The organism is Prochlorococcus marinus str. MIT 9302 (assembly GCF_000759975.1).
Taxonomy (GTDB): domain Bacteria; phylum Cyanobacteriota; class Cyanobacteriia; order PCC-6307; family Cyanobiaceae; genus Prochlorococcus_A; species Prochlorococcus_A marinus_M.
On the sequence record NZ_JNAM01000005.1, the window covers coordinates 64,926 to 84,485 of the forward strand.

General features: G+C 30.4%; 18 protein-coding genes. 14 read left to right on the forward strand and 4 right to left on the reverse strand.

Annotated features, from left to right (window positions below):
- Positions 1-72: 72 nt before the first annotated feature.
- Complete coding sequence (locus EU96_RS0109030; RefSeq protein WP_032526019.1) at positions 73-282, forward strand: NAD(P)H dehydrogenase assembly family protein; 210 nt, start codon at positions 73-75, stop codon at positions 280-282.
- A gap of 1 nt (position 283) precedes the next feature.
- On the opposite strand, the gene EU96_RS07240 is transcribed toward EU96_RS0109030, so the two are convergent.
- Both EU96_RS07240 and EU96_RS07235 read right to left on the reverse strand, forming a co-directional pair.
- The gene (locus tag EU96_RS07240; RefSeq protein WP_032526020.1) at positions 284-1,501 is read right to left on the reverse strand and encodes a M16 family metallopeptidase; all 1,218 of its coding nucleotides are present in this window, start codon (positions 1,499-1,501) and stop codon (positions 284-286) included.
- A complete protein-coding gene (locus EU96_RS07235) occupies positions 1,495-2,760 on the reverse strand; it encodes a M16 family metallopeptidase (protein WP_032526021.1) in 1,266 nt (421 codons plus the stop codon). The genes EU96_RS07240 and EU96_RS07235 overlap by 7 nt, the downstream gene beginning before the upstream one ends.
- Positions 2,761-2,801: 41 nt before the next feature.
- On the opposite strand from EU96_RS07235, the gene EU96_RS07230 reads away from it, so the two are divergent.
- The 11 genes from EU96_RS07230 to EU96_RS07185 all read left to right on the forward strand — a co-directional run bounded on the left by EU96_RS07230 (position 2,802) and on the right by EU96_RS07185 (position 13,325).
- Positions 2,802-3,527, forward strand: a complete 726-nt coding sequence (locus EU96_RS07230) for a phycocyanobilin:ferredoxin oxidoreductase (protein WP_032526022.1) — start codon at positions 2,802-2,804, stop codon at positions 3,525-3,527.
- The gene (locus EU96_RS07225; protein ID WP_032526023.1) at positions 3,528-4,442 is read left to right on the forward strand and encodes an HlyD family efflux transporter periplasmic adaptor subunit; all 915 of its coding nucleotides are present in this window, start codon (positions 3,528-3,530) and stop codon (positions 4,440-4,442) included. It abuts the gene before it with no gap.
- Entirely contained in the window at positions 4,442-5,614 is a 1,173-nt protein-coding gene (devC, locus tag EU96_RS07220; RefSeq protein WP_032526024.1) for an ABC transporter permease DevC, read from the forward strand. The genes EU96_RS07225 and devC overlap by 1 nt, the downstream gene beginning before the upstream one ends.
- A gap of 12 nt (positions 5,615-5,626) precedes the next feature.
- A complete protein-coding gene (locus EU96_RS07215) occupies positions 5,627-6,352 on the forward strand; it encodes a DevA family ABC transporter ATP-binding protein (protein ID WP_032526025.1) in 726 nt (241 codons plus the stop codon).
- 18 nt (positions 6,353-6,370) lie between these two features.
- Positions 6,371-6,520, forward strand: a complete 150-nt coding sequence (locus tag EU96_RS10005) for a hypothetical protein (RefSeq protein ID WP_158465664.1) — start codon at positions 6,371-6,373, stop codon at positions 6,518-6,520.
- 61 nt (positions 6,521-6,581) lie between these two features.
- A complete protein-coding gene (locus EU96_RS07210) occupies positions 6,582-7,493 on the forward strand; it encodes a glycosyltransferase family 2 protein (RefSeq protein WP_032526026.1) in 912 nt (303 codons plus the stop codon).
- Between the two features lie 127 nt (positions 7,494-7,620).
- On the forward strand, positions 7,621-8,322 hold the full coding sequence (gene rpsB / locus EU96_RS07205; RefSeq protein ID WP_032526027.1) for a 30S ribosomal protein S2: 702 nt from the start codon (positions 7,621-7,623) through the stop codon (positions 8,320-8,322).
- Between the two features lie 45 nt (positions 8,323-8,367).
- Positions 8,368-9,024, forward strand: a complete 657-nt coding sequence (gene tsf / locus EU96_RS07200; protein ID WP_032526028.1) for a translation elongation factor Ts — start codon at positions 8,368-8,370, stop codon at positions 9,022-9,024.
- Positions 9,025-9,037: 13 nt separating this feature from the next.
- The gene (locus EU96_RS07195; RefSeq protein ID WP_032526029.1) at positions 9,038-10,105 is read left to right on the forward strand and encodes a hypothetical protein; all 1,068 of its coding nucleotides are present in this window, start codon (positions 9,038-9,040) and stop codon (positions 10,103-10,105) included.
- A gap of 22 nt (positions 10,106-10,127) precedes the next feature.
- The gene (gene recG, locus EU96_RS07190; RefSeq protein ID WP_032526030.1) at positions 10,128-12,584 is read left to right on the forward strand and encodes an ATP-dependent DNA helicase RecG; all 2,457 of its coding nucleotides are present in this window, start codon (positions 10,128-10,130) and stop codon (positions 12,582-12,584) included.
- Between the two features lie 57 nt (positions 12,585-12,641).
- Positions 12,642-13,325: a M15 family metallopeptidase gene (locus EU96_RS07185; protein ID WP_032526032.1), complete on the forward strand. Its 684-nt coding sequence runs from the start codon at positions 12,642-12,644 to the stop codon at positions 13,323-13,325.
- Positions 13,326-13,328: 3 nt separating this feature from the next.
- Here the strand turns inward: EU96_RS07185 and EU96_RS07180 are convergent, their stop codons facing one another.
- On the reverse strand, positions 13,329-15,116 hold the full coding sequence (locus tag EU96_RS07180; RefSeq protein WP_032526034.1) for an NADPH-dependent assimilatory sulfite reductase hemoprotein subunit: 1,788 nt from the start codon (positions 15,114-15,116) through the stop codon (positions 13,329-13,331).
- An 87-nt stretch (positions 15,117-15,203) separates the two neighbouring features.
- Here EU96_RS07180 and glyS point away from each other — a divergent pair, with 87 nt between their 5' ends.
- Positions 15,204-17,366, forward strand: coding sequence for a glycine--tRNA ligase subunit beta (glyS, locus tag EU96_RS07175; RefSeq protein ID WP_032526036.1), 2,163 nt, complete (start codon positions 15,204-15,206; stop codon positions 17,364-17,366).
- Here glyS and chlP read toward each other — a convergent pair.
- A complete protein-coding gene (gene chlP, locus EU96_RS07170; protein ID WP_032526037.1) occupies positions 17,347-18,687 on the reverse strand; it encodes a geranylgeranyl reductase in 1,341 nt (446 codons plus the stop codon). The two genes, glyS and chlP, sit on opposite strands and share 20 nt — an antisense overlap.
- A gap of 112 nt (positions 18,688-18,799) precedes the next feature.
- Here chlP and EU96_RS07165 point away from each other — a divergent pair, with 112 nt between their 5' ends.
- Positions 18,800-19,513, forward strand: a complete 714-nt coding sequence (locus EU96_RS07165) for a M15 family metallopeptidase (protein ID WP_032526038.1) — start codon at positions 18,800-18,802, stop codon at positions 19,511-19,513.
- Positions 19,514-19,560 lie beyond the last annotated feature (47 nt).

Consider the following 19,560-nt stretch of genomic DNA (forward strand, 5'->3'; position numbering starts at 1 on the left):
GTATCAGTTCATTTCGTTGATGTTTTCTCTAATTTTATGCTTATATTATCCTAGAAGGTATACGATTTATTGATGAAATTTGAGATCAAAGATAAGGTTAAGTTGATTGCACCAGTATCCTACCTTAAGACTTCAGATAATATGCCAATGCTAAGACCACCTGATCTAGTCGCAATTGATGAGATTGGAGAAATTATATCAATAAAATCTCCAGATACTTTGGAAGTAAAGTTTAGAAGAGGGGCATTTCTAATAGACATTGATAAGATTGAGAGAATCTAAACTAAAAGTTTTTGCTCCACCTAGTTTTAATTTCTAAACATAATTTTTTATTCCCAGATATACTCAAAAAAGGCTTCGAAAAGTATTTTTTAGTCAATTGAATGATATCTAACGAAGATATTTCTTCTATTTTTGAATTTAAATCGATCTCAGAAATAGGGGGTATACCATAACTAATTAATTGTATCTTTCGCTGTAAAATTTCATCTAAGGATTGATTGCCTAAAAGAAAAGAACCTTTTAATTTTTCTTTAGCTAAATATATCTCTTCATCATTCAACGGGTTTAAAAGTAAATTATTCCACAGCGATGATAAAAGTTCAAAAGCAAAAAGGGCATTTTTATTTGATACTGATAAATAAACTAAAAATGGCGCATTCCCACTTCTAACAGGATTAAAAACACCTAGATCGTAAGTGATGCCATTTTTTTCTCTAAAAATTTTAAATAAAGCAGCGCTCATTCCATAAGATAAATATGACTCCAAAACTTTAAGTGGCAAGTATTCACTACTTCTTCGCGAACAAGTTTGGTTCCCTATCATTATGATTGTTTGATTTGAATCATTATTGATGTAATCAAATCTATTATTAGAACCTAAATCGTAATTTATAGGTTTTGATTTTTCTTTTACGATTTCTTTTTTTAGTGTTCCTAAATTTTCTCCATTTATTAATGGATTATTTGAAATTATATACTTTTCTCTACTTTTGAAATTTTTAAACTCACATAAAATATCTTCATATGAGATTTTTGAGACATCATTTGAATTGCCAATTGTATTGAAAGCATAAGGATGACTTAAGTAAACTATCTTTCTCCATTTTTCAAAACAAATATTGAATGGATTCTCCTTCTCTTTTTTAATAAAATCAATAGATGATTTTTTTACTTTTTTAAATTCAATTTCCGAGAGAATTGGCTTATTAATTATTAGTTCTAATAGAGGTAATAATTCGCTGAAATGTTCATTTAGGGATTTAATACTTATCGAAATACCATCTTCAAATACTTCTTGATTTAACTCTGCTCCATGAGATTCAATATACTCAGAAAGAACAAAATTATCAAAACCTTCACATCCTCTGGAGAGTAATGAACAAAGGATCTTATTTATACCTTTTTTGCTAATACTATCCATATCACTACCACCCTTAATCCAAATTGAAGCAGTTGAAAAATTTCTTTTTTTATGATTTAAAAAATATTTTTTTAACATTTATTGGGGGATGCAATTAGTGTAAATTTATCTCCACGGATATATTTTGTGATCTTTTCGAAATTATCCAAGTTACTCCAATACTTTAAATGACTTTCTAAATTATTGATTGAAGATTTTCTCCCCCAAAGAAGTTCATTACCAAAGAATGAAGAAAGCTGTGTAGATGTTTCTAAATTAAAGACATAATTGCTCTTAACAATATTTATAGCTTTTTTAATTTCATCCAAAGTAGAGGGTTTACAATCTGATATCTCATCTATTATTTTATTAATTTTATTTTCTACTAAAGAAAGATCTTTGTTCTCACAACTTGCTTCTAAGATAAATAATCCGCCTAATTCACCTGCATTTACATCTACATATACTGATTCAACTAGATTATTGTCTTCTTTTAAAAATTTTACTAACCTGCTATTTCTTCCTACAGAAAGTATCGATGCTAATATCTCTAGTCCAATAATATTTTTTTGATCATTAAGGTTTGGGATAAACCAAGCCATAAATATTCTTGAAAACTCTAAATTATCAAATTTAATTAACTCTCTACTATTCCTAATTTTTAAAGAAGATTTACTTTTTAAATTTATTGGATTTGGATCCTTGTAAATTGATTTTTTATTTATCCCAGATAGATCACTTTTTTCAAATATTTTATAAATATCTCCAGAGAGATTTCCTGCAATTGCAATACAAATTTTTTCGTTAGTGTAATGTTTACTATGAAATTTCTCAAGGTCATTTACCTCCAGTTTTTTAATACTATGTTCAGTTCCCAAAATAGGATTAGCATAATTAGAACCTAGCCAAACCCTTTTTAAAAAGTAATTAAATAATTTTTCTTCAGGCTGATCATTTTGTTGTTTTATTTCATCAATGACTACACCTTTTTCTTTTATAAATTCATTAGGATTAAAATCTGGAGAAACGACAATATTTGTCAAAAGAGCTAGTGATTCTCTAAAGTTAATTGGTGGTATGAGGACATGGTAATGTACATCATCATAACCCGTTGAAGCATTGCTTAATCCGCCTAGTGATTCAATCTTATGATCAAATTCGCCTGGCATTATTTTGTTAGACCCTTTAAAAATCATATGCTCTAGAAAATGAGCAGTGCCATTTTTATCAACTTCCTCAAATGAAGAACCTGCTTTGCACCAAATATCAATGCTTATAAGTGGCAATTCTTTATTATCCACAAAAACGCATTTAGTGTTGCTTGAATGGGTATAGTAGTTAACCTCTCCTACATTCATTTAAATTCTCTCTTTAAACTCTATTTTGGTACTTTTTACTCTTGTTGTCTGAATCTTTAACTAAAACTAAATTAACAGATCCTCTTATTTTGGACTTGTTAAAAAATATCAGAGAGCATAGATCCACTCTTGAGAATCTTAAGTGTATTAATTTTGATCCAAATCTTTCTAATATAATATCCAATGAAATAGGTAAGGAACTATATATAGAAAACGAATTTCATAAAGCAAAAGGATTTAGAAAATTACATATTGAAGTTGCAGAATTTTCAAAGAATCTTAAAATTTTACACTGCGTTTTTTTTCCTGATCCAAGGTTTGATATTCCAATTTTTGGAATGGATTTAGTGAAAATAAATGATATTGTTTCCGCGGCCATTGTTGATTTATCGCCGGCATCTCAAAATCAAGGTGTTAAATACGAAAAATTTCTTTCTAAAGTCGATAAAAGTTCTTTCACCTCATTAAGAGAGATTCCTAACTGGGGTGAGATATTTTCTGAAAATGTATTTTTTGCTTCTTTAAAAAGTAAATTTGAAAAAATTGATTTTTGCAGAGTTGTTGATGAATACCTCTCTATTTTGATCAAATTAAATAAGGAAGCTAAACCTGATTTTAAGGAGGAAATTATTCAAGAGAGAATAGATTATCAAAAGAATTATTGTGTGCAACAATTGAAAAACGAGAAAACTAGCATGGTTCTATTAAAATATTTTGATGAAAAATGGGTCAAAAATTATATGAAAACAGTACTCTTTGATTTTTAAATGAAATTTAGAACATTTAAAAAAAATTTTGTTTATTTATTATTATTTACTCCATTATCTCTTGGAATTGTTTCCTGCTCTTTCAATAATAAATCTAGTTCCAAATTAAAAGAGGAAATAACTGCAGATTTCATACCGTCTATTACTGCTGTTGCTGCACTAGGCCAACTTTCCCCTTCTGGAGAGATTAGACAACTAGCAGCTCCGATAAGTCAGTTTGGTTCGTCCCCTAGAGTAATTGAAATTCTAGTAAATGAAGGAGAGTTTGTAAAAAAAGGCGATACCCTGGCTATTTTTGAAAACAAAGAAAAGTTAATTTCTGATCTTGAAAGGAATCAAAATCTAATTAATATTATTAACGATGAAATTGCCCTAAAGAAAGATCAAATTCAAAGGTATGAAATGGCTTTGACCAAAGATGCATATTCTTTCGTTCAGTTGTTGCAGAGAAAAGATGAATTATTAAAGTTGGAAAAACAAAAAATTAATTTCATCGGAGATCAGAAAAATATCAAGATAGATCTTTTTAATTCAAAACTAAGGAGCCCAATTGATGGATTTATACTTGGGATAAATACAAGAGTTGGTGAGAGGCCTAAAAATGAAGGAATCTTAGATATTGGTTCTAGTCAAAAGATGGAAGCTCTAATAGAGGTTTATGAATCTGATATTGATAGAGTCTTCATCTCTCAGAATGTTGAATTGAGTAGTGAGAATGGAGGTTTTCAAAAAAATCTTAAAGGTAAAGTTATTAGGATAAGTCCTCAGGTAAAACAAAGAAAAGTTTTATCGACTGATCCAACTGGGGATGCTGATTCGCGAATTATCGAGGTACTAGTAAAACTAGATCAAGACTCTATAGATAGAGTGCAAAATTATGCAGGAATGAAAGTGATTGCAAAATTTATTCCCTAATGAGTCTTTCTCTTTTTAAATTCAGAAAAATACCATTAGCTTGGTTGTTATTAACTAGGCAACCATTGAGGTTGGTAGTTGCTATTGCAGGAATAAGTTTTGCAGGGATTTTGATGTTTATGCAGTTAGGTTTCAGAGATGGTTTATTTGATACCAGCGTAACTATTCATAAACTTTTAGATGCTGATCTGGTTTTAATAAGTCCCAGATCAAAAAGTTCTATAAGCATGAGTGGATTCCCAAAAAGAAGGTTGATTCAAACTCTTGCTGTGGATGATGTTGAAAAAACTGCTCCTGTCAATCTAAATTATTTGCTGTGGAGAAATCCTGAAAATCTTAAAACTAGATCGATACTCGCATTAGGTTTTAATCCCTCCGATTCACTTCTTTTAGATGATGGATTCGCAAAGAAAGCTTATAAATTGAGAAATCCATCAAGAGTTCTTTTTGACAAACTTTCTAGACCTGAATTTGGCCCAATTGAAGAATGGTTTTTATCGGATCAAAAAGTTGAAACTGAGGTTGCTGGGAAAAGAGTAATTGTCGAGGGTCTTGTAGAGTTGGGCCCATCTTTCGGTGCGGATGGTAATTTGATAACTAGCCGAGAGACCTTTTTAAGACTTTTTCCAGCAAATCCCCCTGGAAGTATAGAAATTGGTTTAGTAAAGCTTAAAAAAGGATCTGATCCTGAATTGATTTCAAGAATTTTAAGTAACTCACTCCCAAATGATGTTCGAGTTCTTACAAAAAATCAATTTATAGAATTTGAAAAGAATTATTGGAAAAATAGCACTGCAATAGGTTTTATATTTAGCTTGGGAGCTTTGATGGGTTTCGTTGTAGGATGCGTGGTCGTTTATCAAATTCTTTATAGTGACGTTACAGACCACCTCCCAGAGTACGCTACCTTGTTGGCGATGGGTTATAGACTTAAGTCTCTTTTCTTTGTTGTAGCTAGAGAGGGGTTTTTGTTAGCATTGTTTGGTTATTTACCTGCTTATTTCTCTGGTCAGATACTTTACTCAGTCATAAGAAATTCTACTAAACTCCCAATAGTAATGGATGCAGATAAAACGATTTTAATTTTCGTATTAGTTTTAGTTATGTGTATGGGCTCTGCTGCTATTGCTATGCGTAAATTAGTTGATGCCGATCCTGCTGAAATTTTCTAATAATTTAATTAAATGGCTAAAGCTAATAAATCAAAAAATATTTACAATTTAAAAACAGTCTCAATAAATAATTTAAGTCACTTTTATGGAAAAAATGAAAATAAAAAACAAGTTCTTAATGATGTTAATTTAAATATTGATAAGGGAGAATTGGTTCTTTTAAAAGGACCTTCAGGATGCGGTAAAACAACTCTCTTAACCTTAATAGGTGCTTTGAGAACCTGTCAAAGTGGAGATTTAACTGTATTAAATAATCAACTGAATGGAGCATCAAGAAAAACGCGACAGATTCTTAGAAGAAGTATTGGTATGATTTTTCAAGGTCATAATCTGTTGAGATGTTTAACAGCTGAACAAAATGTTCAAATGGGTGCCGATTTAATAAAAGGTTTAACATATTTGCAGAGGCGTGAAATAGCACGAAATTGGTTGTCAGCAGTAGGATTAGAAGAACATCATAAAAAGTTACCCAATGATTTGTCTGGTGGACAGAAACAGAGAGTAGCAATTGCTCGAGCTTTATCTGCTAATCCAAAACTTTTACTAGCTGATGAGCCAACTTCTGCTTTAGATAGTGTCACAGGAAGGGAAATAGTCACTCTTTTAAGAAAATTAGCAAAAGAGCAAAATTGTTCTGTACTTATGGTTACTCACGATCCCAGAATTTCTGATATGGCGGATAGGATATTAAATATGGAAGATGGTAAAATATTTAGTGCTCATAGTGAGCTAATATAGTTAAAAGTTTAAAATTTCATGTCAAAGAGAAGGAATCTTAAAAAAGAAAAGCAGGAACGTAATCGAGCATATGCTAGAAAGTTCAAAAAAAGGAAATTAAGAACTGACGGTAGACCTGAAGGTGGCAACGTTACAGGCACAGCAAATAATGGCGGGGCAGCTGATTAGGAAATATCTTTTATTTTTATCTTCTTGGAGTCCTTTTTTAAAGCATATTTGAAGCTTGATTATGAATGTAAGTATTGTTATACCGACTTACAATAGAAAACCAATACTAGAGAAATGTCTCTTAGCGCTTGAGAATCAGAAATTAAATACAAATATTAGTAATTATGAAATTATAGTAGTTGATGATGGATCTACTGATGGAACAAGCTCATGGATAAATAACAATAAAGCTAATCTCCCACACGTGGTTCTATTTCAACAAGAACATGGTGGACCTGCGCTTGGAAGAAATCTTGGAGTAAATAAATCAAAGTATGAAATTATTATATTTATTGATAGTGATCTTATTGTTTTAGATAATTTTATAACTTGCCATGTAGATAAATTACTTGACTGTTGGAGAAAAAATGACAAAAAATGTTTTACCTATGGCTCGGTGGTCAATACATCTAATTTTCTAAATCCGCAGAGTGAAAAACATAAAATAATGGATACTTCTTTTGCTTACTTCGCTACTGGAAATGTGGCGATATCAAAAGAATTGATTTTAAGCGTAGGCTTATTTGATACTTCTTTTAGTCTTTATGGTTGGGAGGATTTAGAACTAGGAGAAAGATTAAAAAAAATAGGGACAAAATTAATTAAATGTCCAAATGCTGTTGGATTTCATTGGCATCCTCCATTTAATTGTGAACAAATAGAATCACTAATAGCTCAAGAAAAAGAAAGGGCAAAGATGGCTTTAGTGTTTTATAAGAAGCATCCAAATATAAGGGTTAGATTTATGATTCAATTAACTCCCCTTCATAATTTACTTTGGTATATCCTTTGCTTGGGAGGAATAATCAGTGTTAATAAAATCCTTCCATTTTTAAGATTTCTAGTAAATACTAGAAGAAATAGACTTGCACTTGAGATTCTTAGGATCCCTTTAAATATGATTTACATTAAACAGTTAGCTAAATCAAGATAAAAACTTTTAGAAATACACATAACTTGCTACAATTATAAAAAATTAAACCCACACATCTGACAGTTTCGGGTGATTTATTAATTTAAATTCCCAGTCAGATGGAGGCTAACCCGAAACCTTTTAAACTATGGCTGTTGTATCACTATCTGAAATGATGGAAGCTGGTGCTCATTTTGGGCATCAAACTAGACGTTGGAATCCCAAAATGTCTAAGTATATATATTGTGCGAGAAATGGAGTACATATTATTGATCTTGTAAAAACAGCATTGTGTATGAACAATGCATATAAGTGGACAAGGAACGCAGCAAAAAGTGGTAAACGTTTCCTTTTTGTTGGGACAAAAAAACAAGCATCAGACGTAGTTGCCCAGGAAGCTACTCGATGCGGTGCTGCATATGTAAATCAAAGATGGCTTGGTGGTATGTTGACTAATTGGACAACTATGAAAGCTAGGATTGAAAGATTGAAGGATCTAGAAAGAATGGAAAGTAGTGGCTCAATAGCAATGAGGCCTAAAAAAGAGGCTGCAGTTTTAAGGAGAGAACTTGAAAGATTACAAAAATACTTGGGTGGACTAAAAGGCATGAGAAGATTACCAGATGTAGTGGTTTTGGTTGATCAGAGAAGAGAATCGAATGCTGTTCTAGAAGCTAGGAAATTAGATATCTCACTGGTATCAATGTTGGATACAAACTGTGATCCAGATTTATGTGAAGTTCCAATTCCATGTAACGATGATGCAGTCAGATCTGTTCAACTTATTTTAGGAAGGCTTGCAGATGCCATAAATGAAGGCAGGAAAGGTTCTAATGCAGATAAAAATTAAATTCGAATTTAAAACTTACTAATTACTATTTTTTTTATTATTTCAATGGGAAACATTACAGCAAAACTTGTAAAAGATCTTAGAGACAAGACTGGAGCAGGAATGATGGATTGCAAAAAAGCACTTAACGAAACTGACGGAAATTCAGATAAAGCTTTGGAATGGTTAAGAAAGAAAGGCATAGCTAGTGCTGAAAAAAAATCGGGAAGAGTTGCGGCTGAAGGGTGTATTGGTAGTTATATTCACACAGGATCAAGAGTTGGAGTTCTGCTTGAGTTAAATTGTGAAACTGATTTTGTTGCTAGAGGTGATATATTTCAATCTCTATTGAAGGATGTCTCAATGCAGGTAGCAGCTTGCCCAAATGTTGAATATGTCTCAATTAATGAAATACCAGAAGATATTGTGGAGAAAGAAAAGCAGATTGAAATGGGGAGAGATGATTTATCAGGAAAACCAGAGCAAATTAAAGAAAAAATAGTTGAAGGTAGAATAGCGAAAAGACTTAATGAACTGGTTTTACTTTCACAACCTTACATTAAAGATAGTTCTCTCACTGTTGAGGATCTTGTTAAACAAGCAGCCGCAAAAATTGGAGAAAATATCAAAGTAAGACGCTTTACAAGATATACGTTGGGTGAAGGTATCGAAAAAAATCAGATGGACTTCGCCGAGGAAGTTGCATCAATGAAATCAAACTAGTTAGTTAAATAATTTGAATAATTTCAATAATTGCGTAGAAATAGATCAAATTAATTCCCAATTAGAACGTGCTGAATTACAAAAAAACAGATTAATTTGTAATTTATATAGAGAATATGAACTTTATCTTAATCTTGTAAGAGATCTTCTCTACATTTCTGTAGAAAAGGGGCTTAATGGATTATGTAGTTCTCATTTAATTAAAGATGATATCTTAAATACAAAAGAACTTTTTGAAAAAAAAATAAGTAAACTCATTTATACAAAATTACCTTTAATAACAGTAGAACAATTAAAAATAAATAAAAGTGAAAAAAATATAAATAAGGAAATTGATTTCAATAGTTTAGGAAGACCCTCAAAAACAAAGGCTGAAAACACAGAACAATTTCAATATGAAAATGGTTCTCAATTCAAAGAAACTATGCAGTTTCAGATAAGTGAAGATATTTCTAATAATTCTGAATATTATCAAGCTAAAAATCGTGAGAAATTAGTATCACTTGATCTAGATAAGAATGATAATATTAATTATTTATCTAATAATCATATTTTTGAAAATATAGGACTAGACAAAAAATTTATTTCCTCCCTAATGGAGTTAATAGAAGAAGTTAAGCTTGAAAAGCCTAGACATTCTGATAACCAGAATATCAATCAAATAGATATTTTTTCCAAGAATAAGAATCTAAAAAACTTTGAATTAATTGACAAGTCTTTGGAAAACTTACTATTGAATCTTTCATACCAGATTAACCAAGAATTATTTAATGCCAATCTAATAAATAAGTTAATATCAAAAGATTCGTTTGAGTATTTAATAGGCAATAAATTGATGATAAAACATCCACATCCGTTTGTTATTAATTTAGAGTTCAACATAAATCAGAAATTATCAAAACGAGATAATCTAACAAGTATAATTTTCTTTAATATATCTACTGTTGAACTGGAATTTAAAAATTTAAATCTTTCTATCCAAAGGAATAAAATAAATGAACTAAAAATTCAATTTCAGCGTTTGATTAAAAAAGAGACATATTGGAGGCAAAAAGAAATAACTTTGAATAAGATACGTTGAAAAAATAAATCTTTTTTCAAATGTGACTATTAGCGGGAATAATAATAAATTAATTAAAGATTGGATAAGACCTCTTCAAAAGTCTCTTACTATTGAAACTGAAAACAATTTTATTAATACTTTAGGAAGAGAAAAATACTTTAATGATTATTTGCATGAATCATTGCAAAAACTAGATAATCTAAATATCTCAGAAGAATATTTAAGGATATTTTATGAATTTTCTAAAAAATATAATGAATACAATAAATTAGATGAAAATCAAAGAAAAAGGTTAATTATAGATACAAGAAAAAATCTTTATAAACTAGGCAAAACTCTAGAAATTGAAAGTTCTAATAATATTTCTAATAATGTTTTTCTGAATAAAGCTGATTCAAGTTTGTCTTTTGATTCAGATATTTCATTAATAAAAAATGTAGGAAAAGTTTATAAAAATAAGCTTAATGAATTAGGGATATTTCATATAAAAGATCTAATTAATTATTTCCCACGAACATATCTAGACTATACGAATAGAGTTAAGATAATAAATTTAAAACCAGATAATTTATACACGTGCATTGCTAACGTTAAAAGATTTTATATTCATAAGAGTAAAAAGAATAGTAATTTATCAATAATGAATTTTGTAGTTTCTGATGAAACGTCTTCAATAAAGGTTACAAAATTTTTTTTAGGTAGAAGATTTAGATCTTACTCCTTCCTCTTATCTCAAAAATCTTTGTATACTCCTGGAACCAAATTAGCAATTTCCGGTAAGGTTAAATTGACAGAGTATGGCAAGACTTTTGTAGATCCACAGATTGAAATTCTTAAGGATAACAATGATAATTTTAATTTTTCAGGCAAAATATTACCTTTGTATTCATTAGGCGAATCATTATCAAATATGAGTTTTATAAAACTTATGAAAAAGGTATTAATTTATGCAAAGCAATATCCAGAAATTTTAAATAAAAAGCAACTTGATTCATTATCTTTATTATCTAAAGGAGAGTCGTTGATTAATATTCATTTCCCACCAACTCAACAGGCACTTATTGAGTCAAAAAAACGTTTGGTTTTTGATGAGTTGTTCCTACTGCAAATAAAGTTCCTACTTAGAAAAAGAAAGACGAACAAAAATGTAACTTCCCAACAATTACCTCAAAAGAAATCTTTATTAAAAGAATTTTTAAATACCTTTCCTTTTGAATTAACAAAATCTCAAGAAAATGTTTTAAATGAAATTAAGAAAGATTTATCTAACCCTGTACCAATGTCAAGATTGCTTCAGGGAGATGTGGGAAGCGGTAAAACCATAATTGCAATATCGTCTCTTTTACTTGTTATTGAAAAAAACTTGCAAGGTGCATTTATGGTCCCAACTGAGGTATTGGCAGAACAACATTATAAAAATTTATTAAAATATTTGAATCCACTTTTAGTTTCTGTTGAACTACTTACTGGGAATACTCCTCAAAAAAAGAGAAAAGAAATTTTCGCTAATTTGAATAATGGATTAGTTGATATCCTTGTAGGTACTCATGCATTATTTGAGGATAAAGTCATCTTTAATTCATTAGGGATGGTCGTAATTGATGAACAACATAGATTTGGAGTTACTCAAAGAAATAGATTACTAAATAAAGGAGAAAATACTAACTTGTTATCAATGACAGCAACACCAATTCCAAGAACTCTTGCGCTTTCCATTTATGGTGATTTAGATGTGAGCCAAATTACAGAACTCCCTCCTGGGAGAGTTCCCATAACTACAAAAATAATTTCAGAAGGTGATTTAACTAACTTGTTCAAGATTGTTGAAGATGAGATTAATAAGGGAAAGCAAGCTTATGTGATTTTGCCACTTATAGAAGATTCAGAAAAAATGAATTTAAGCTCCGCAAAGAAAACTTTCAAAAATTTATCAGAAGAGGTCTTTTTTAACAAAAAAGTTGGATTATTACATGGCAAATTAAGTTCACAAGAAAAGAATGAAGTGATTAATTCTTTTTTAAAAAATGAAATTAATATATTGGTTTCAACCACTGTAATTGAGGTTGGCATTGATGTGCCTAACGCCACAATTATGATTATTTATAATTCGGAAAGATTTGGATTGTCCCAGCTACATCAATTAAGGGGGAGAGTTGGTAGGGGATCAACAAAATCTTTTTGTTATCTGGTAACCTCCGATAAAAATGGATTAGAAAATAAACGACTTTGTGTTTTACAAAAATCTAATGATGGCTTTTATATTGCGGAAAAAGACTTGGAGCTTAGAGGACCAGGCCAGATTTTAGGATATAGACAATCAGGATTGCCTGATTTTGTCCTGGACAATTTACCTAACAATAAATTTCTTATTGATAAGGCTCGTGAAGAGGCCATTAAGATTGTTAGTGATGATCCTGATTTAAAAGAAAATATTGTTTTAAGGAATATACTTATTGATAATTCTGATAATAAATTCATTCATGATTTCTTGAATTGAGAACTATCATTGTAATTTTCGATATATATGCAAATATAAATCAATTGCAAATTTCAATTGAAAATTTGGAATAAAATACCAATTAAAGATAATGGAGACAAATTAATAGCTATACCTAGCTACTTAAACTTTTTAGATCCGCACCCTTACTCTCATTTAGGAGCACCTTACAAAGATAAAACTTCTATTTGGAAATTAAGAGAGGAGGTCGTAAATAGATTAGTAAAAGTAAATGATTATTTGATATCAAAGAGTAGTTTTAACCTTTTAATTTATGACAGTTGGCGACCGTTAGAAGTCCAGGAATTTATGTTTAAAAGAGCATTTTTATTAGAGTGTGAAAAATTCGATATTGATATTTCTTTTGAAAATATTAAATCTTATCCATCCATTCTAAAAAAAGTTGAAAAATTTTGGGCATATCCTTCTTATGACACTAGGTGTCCGCCCCCTCATTCAACTGGGGGAGCATTGGATGTTTGTTTATCAGATAAAGGCGGAAATCTTATTGAAATGGGAAGCATGGTTGATCAAATGGATGAGACCTCAAATCCTTATTTTTATGCAAACATAAAGAATGAAGAAGCAATTATTTGGAATAGTAGAAGAAATTTATTAAGGGATATTATGACTAAATTCGGATTTGCTCAACATCCTAATGAATGGTGGCATTTTAGTTATGGTGATCAATTATGGGCTTGGAAAAATAAAAAAGCAAATGCCCTTTATGGAAAAATCTAAATTCTATTGATTTTTATTTAGTAAATTCAATATATGATTTTCATCTTGAGTATTTATAAAATCTCCGAAATCCAAATCTAAATTACTCTTCCAATTATCAAATAATGGTTGAAGAGTTTTTTCTAAATCGTTAAGTTCCATTCTTTGTAAGAATGGTTTAGCTAGCCTTTGTAGATTTTTACTTCCCCCCAACCATAATTGGTATTTATTTTGCCCACTTCCAACAAGTGCTAATTCGGCCATATAAGGCCTGGTACACCCATTCGGACATCCTGTCATTCTGAATAATATTGTCTTTTTTATTTTTAGATCTAATAGTAAATTTTCAATCCTTTTTAATAAATCAGGTAATATTCTTTCAGCTTCAGTCATCGCAAGACCACAAAGTGGTAAAGCTGGACACGCTAAAGCATGTCTTTGTATTTCATTAATGTTTTCTAAATTTTCGTATCCAATTTTTGATAGAGATTTTTGAATTTCACCTTTGTTTTTATTGGCGATATTACAAAGTAAAATATCTTGATTAGGTGTGAGTCTTAAATCTAAATTATATTTTTTAACAATACTTGTGATGGTATTCTTCTTCTCTCCAGATAATCTCCCTGATAATAATGGTAAACCTACAAAATAAGAGTTTTTATTTTGTTTATGCCAACCTAGATAATCAATAAGAATTTGATTTGGTTCTTTTCTGATTTTTTTAATTTCTTTTTTGAAATACTTATCAGAAAGTATCTTTTTGAACCATTTAATACCTTTTCTATGAAGAAGATATTTCATTCTCGAATTTTTTCTTGATTTTCTATCACCATAATCTCTTTGAATAGCCACAATGCTTTGTATTAGTTCATAAATATCAGGTTCTTCAACATATCCAAGTGGATCTGCAATTCTGGCAAAGGTCTCTTCATTATTATGTGTGCGACCCATACCACCTCCAATATAGAAGTTGCACCCTTCTAAGTTTCCATCTTTAGAAGTAAAGGCAACTATTCCTATGTCATTGGTAAGAAGATCAACAGAATTGTCCCCAGGAACTGTCACAGCACATTTGAATTTTCTCGGTAAATACGTTGAACCATAAAGAGGCTCATCTTTTATCCCACTAAAAACATTATCTTTGAATTGTAGCTTCCTAATTGCTTCAATATCTTTGTCAGGCTTTATGGTGTACTCTAAATCTCCATCAGCCCAAAGCTCTAAAAAAGTGCCTTGGCCAGCGATTGGGGTAAGAAGATCTGCAACTTTTTTTGCTAATGCTCTTGCAATATTATAGTCTGGCGAATCAAATGGAGCCGCAGGGGCCATAACGTTTCTATTGATGTCTCCACATGCAGCTAATGTGGAGCCCATTGAATTTACTATTGTTTGAATTACTTCCTTTAGGTTCTCCTTTCTGATGCCATGCATTTGAAAGGCTTGTCTTGTAGTGGCCCTAAGTGTTCCATTACCTAGTTTGTTAGATAATTCATCTAATGCTAAAAATAATTTCCCAGGGACTTCTCCTCCCGGATTTCTTAACCTAAGCATCATTTGCCAATCTTTACTTTTGCCCGGCCTTCTATTTTCCCTGTTATCTTGTTGATAACTACCATGAAATTTTAATAACTGAACTGCATCATTAGTAAAATGATCACTTTCATTTACTAATTCCGTAGCAAGTGGTTCCTTAAGAAATTGGCTACTTTTTTTAAAATTTTCAAATTTAGAAACTTCTAGTCCATTTGCTAAACAAACAGTCTCTTCCTTTGCAGAATCTTTTTTCTTTTTTACTTTCTCAACCTTGATCAAAGGACCAAAACATATCTCTTTTTATACATTAGCGAAAAGCTTATTTAACTGGTAGTAAATTATAGTAAGTGTAGTCATATTTTTTTCTTGTCTAAATATTTACTTGAAGTAGGAACAGAAGAGTTGCCCGCAAAATTTTCTCATTCTGTTCTAGATCAATTTAAATCTTTAATAGAATTTGAATTGGATAAAAAGTTAATCAAATTCGACAATATAGATGTCACCTCCACACCACGGAGAATAGTGCTACTTCTTGAAGGTTTAGTAGATCATGCAGAAGATAAGATAATAGTAAGAAAAGGGCCTAAAGCAAATTCAGCTTATTTAAATGGATCTCCTACTAATGCTGCTTTAGGTTTTGCAAATAGTTTAGGTATAGATGTAGGCGAGCTAGAAATAAAAAGTACAGAAAAGGGTGATTTTGTCTTTGGAAAGAAAATTGAGAAAGGACAATCAACAAGAATTTCTTTGTCTTCAATTATTCCTAAAGTATTGAAGAGTCTTCAAGGTCCTCGATTTATGAAGTGGGGGGCTGGGAACATAAAATTTTCGAGACCTATTAGATGGATTGCTTCTCTATATAATGATGAAATTCTTGATTTCGCATTTGATGAATGTGATCCAGAAATTCAAATAAGTAATAAATCAAAAAGTCATAGAATATTAAATGAAGTTTTTGAAGTACAGCATGTTGATAATTTTTTTGAATTATTAAAACAAAATAGAGTTTTAGTTAAACGACATGAAAGAAAAGAAAAAATTGAGATTCTAATAAATCATGCATCTAAATCACTAAATCTGAATCCTGACCTTTCTGAAGGATTATTAAATGAACTAACTGATTTAGTTGAATGGCCAGAATTAATTATTTGTAAATTTTCTGAAGAATTTCTTGAACTTCCTGTTGAAGTTCTGTCAACAGTCATGAAAAGTCATCAGAGATATGTACCTCTTTTACTAAAAAATAATACTTTTTCTAAACTTGACCTAAAATCCGAAAATAACATTAGTACAAATTTTTTCGTTATTTCAAATGGTCTTGAAGAATCAAATAATAATATTGCTAAGGGTAATGAAAAAGTCTTGAGGGCAAGGTTTGCAGATGCAAAGTTTTTTGTAGAAAGCGATAAAAAAATTCCTTCCAATGAAAGAAATAAAAAACTTAAATTTGTTTCTTATTTGAAAGGACTTGGAAATATTTTCCAGAGAGTAGAGAGAATAGAGGAAGTTACTAAAAAAATCCTTATATTTTTAAATGATAAGTCTTTAGAAAATAAAAAAATAATAGAAGCTGCAAGATACTGTAAAAACGATTTATGTAGTGAAATTGTTTTCGAATTCCCTGAGTTGCAAGGAATAATGGGTGGTAAATATCTCAAAAATGAAGGATTTAGTGAGGATGTTTGTTTGGCAGTAGCTGAACATTATTTACCTTCTTTTTATAAAGATGCTTTGCCCTCTTCAAAATATGGTGCAATAGTTTCTATTGCAGATAAGGTTGAAACTTTAATAAGTATATTTATTGCGGGTAAGCGTCCAAGTGGATCATCTGATCCTTATGCTTTGAGAAGAAATTTAAATGGAGTTATTAAAATAATTTGGGATTATGAACTTGATTTGCCTTTAGATAATTTATTTAATGAACTTATTGATTTTTGGGAAATTGCATTCCCTAATTTGAACTTCTCAAAAGAGAAAGTTTTAAATGATTTAAATGAATTTTTAGTTCAAAGAATTGTTAGTCATCTCGAAGAAATATCACTAAGTAAAGAATTAATAAAGGCCGTTTGCTCTTCTGATGAACTTTATCAAAAAAGAATATTGAATATTGTCGATCTAAAAAAAAGGACAAAAACTATCATTGATTTTAAAGAGAAAGAAACTTTTGTTGAAATCCAGAAGGTAATTACTAGGGTAAGCAAATTAGCCAATAGCAGTAATCTTTCAACAGACGTTTTTGAAATAGGAGATTATGTAAACATAAAACTTTTTGAAAAAGAATGTGAATTCAAAGTTTTTGATTTTATTAGAGAATTAGAAAAACTTTTTTCAGCTGGTTATTGCAATTATTTAAAACTTCTAAATTTGTTCGAGATTAATATAAATACTATTGAAAATTTGTTTGATAATGAAAAGGGTGTTCTGGTAATGTCAGAAAATATAAAAATAAGAAATAATAGGCTTAACTTATTGAGCCTAATTAGAAATTACTCTCTAAAGATCGCTGACTTTACACTTTTGAACTCTTAACTTTAATTCCACCTTTGATTGAATAATTTTTAAGCATTTTTTCAACTTCTTTCTCTGCTCTAACAGCACTATCAACAGGTTTGTAATTTAAGGGAGCAAGTGCTTTACCTCTTAAAATTGATCCAAGAGTAAGCAACGTAAGTTTAATTTGCTGCATTGGTTTCATTGCAACGACTTTTTTATATAAATAACTATCAAAAGTAAGTCTTTGAACGTCCATATCATCACACATCTCCACAAAAGCTTCTCTAGCAGAATCGTTCCTATAAAAAATATTTTGTAAAATTTCTAGTACCTTATATGTTGCTCCATACTTTTTATCCCATTTTTTTAAGTAATTTTTTAAATCATTTTCTGAAGGGATAATTTCTCCATTTTTTGAAGCTTCAACAATTTCTTCTGCACACATTCTTCCACTCTTTGCGGCAAAATATATACCTTCTCCAGAACTCTTCGTAACATAACCAGCAGCATCTCCTACTAAAGCCATTCTCCCAACAACTCTTCTAGGCCTTGGATGTTCAGGAATTGGATGTGCCTCTACTTTGATAACCTCACCATTTACAAGTCTTTTTTTTGCTCTATTCCTTACACCTTCCTGTAGACCCTTTATTAATAATTGGTTCTTTTGCATTGTACCTGTTCCAACGGCAACATGATCATATTTAGGGAATACCCAACCATAAAAGTCAGGAGAGACGTCAGTTCCTACATACATTTCAGCTAGATCTTCATAGTAACTCATTTCTTCTTTTGGTAATTTAATCCTTTCCTGAAAGGCTATAGCTACTTTGTAATCTCCAGCATCCATAGCTTTAGCAACTCTACTATTGGCTCCGTCTGCCCCAATTAAAAGGTCAACTGTAAGTTCTTTCAGTTCTCCTTTTTTATCTCCAGAAGAATAATCAGAATATATAAGTTTATATGGACCTTGATTGTTATCTCCAGTATCTATAGAAGTAACTAATCCATTTATTAATGTAGCTCCCAGATCAGCAGCTCTGTTTCTCATAAAAGCATCCATTACTTCTCTTCTGCACATTCCTATGAATTCATTATCACTTTTTCCATAAACCTTATCTAAGCTAATATCTACTTCTCTATTTGATGGAGATATCATTCTCATATGCCTTACTTTTCTATCAATAATCGACTCAGGTAAATCAAATTCCTCTACCATGCAAAGAGGAATAGCACCCCCACATGGTTTTGCATTATCTAATTTCCTCTCGAAGAGCCAAGTTTTTATTCCTGCTTTAGCAAGTATTTCTGCAGCACATGAACCACTTGGACCTCCTCCAATAACAGCTACCCTCAACATATGAAAAAAAATAATACTTTATATAAAAGCTACATCTTTTTTGCTTATAAAAGTGCATTTCTTAAAATAATAGTTAATATCGAAATATGTTTTCCAAATTCACCACTAAATATTGGAACAAAACAAAGATATAAATCAATTTGATATCCCCTTAGCCAAAAGAACTTATTTAAATAACTCTAATTCAATATTATTAAAAAAATTATTAATATTTTCTCCATTTCTTTTCTTTTTTTTCTCTATCGCTACATTGCGATTGATTAGAAATATAGAACTAGGAGCTCTAAGTAATCTTAATTTTAAGGCTGAGAGAAGTTACGACCATAGAATTTTAGGCCATCTACCCTATAAGGAAATTCCAAAGGAGAAACTAGTTTTAATTGAGCCTAATATTGAAGTTCATATTGACATGCGTGATTCTTTATTAAAAATGAGAGAAGAAGCGAAAAATGATGGGATATATTTGGTCTTCTTAAGTGGTTATAGATCAATGAATTTGCAAAACGAAATCTTTTATTCTTTAAAATCTATTAGAAATCAAGAAGCATCAGAAAGAGCTAGAGTTTCAGCACCTCCAGGATATTCAGAACATAGTACTGGTTTTGCAATTGATATTGGTGATGCAACCCAAAGAGAAACGGACTTTGAGACCGAATTCGAAAATACTCGCGCCTTTAGATGGTTAATAAAGAATGCAGCTAAGTTTCATTTTAAATTATCGTTTAACAAAAACAATAAATATATCGACTACGAACCCTGGCATTGGAGATATGAGGGGTCAATTGAAGCTTTAAAAGTTTTTGAAACTTCAAATAGAGAATTATAAATTTAACTGATTAATTATTCAATTATGATAATGTTTTTCAAAGTCTT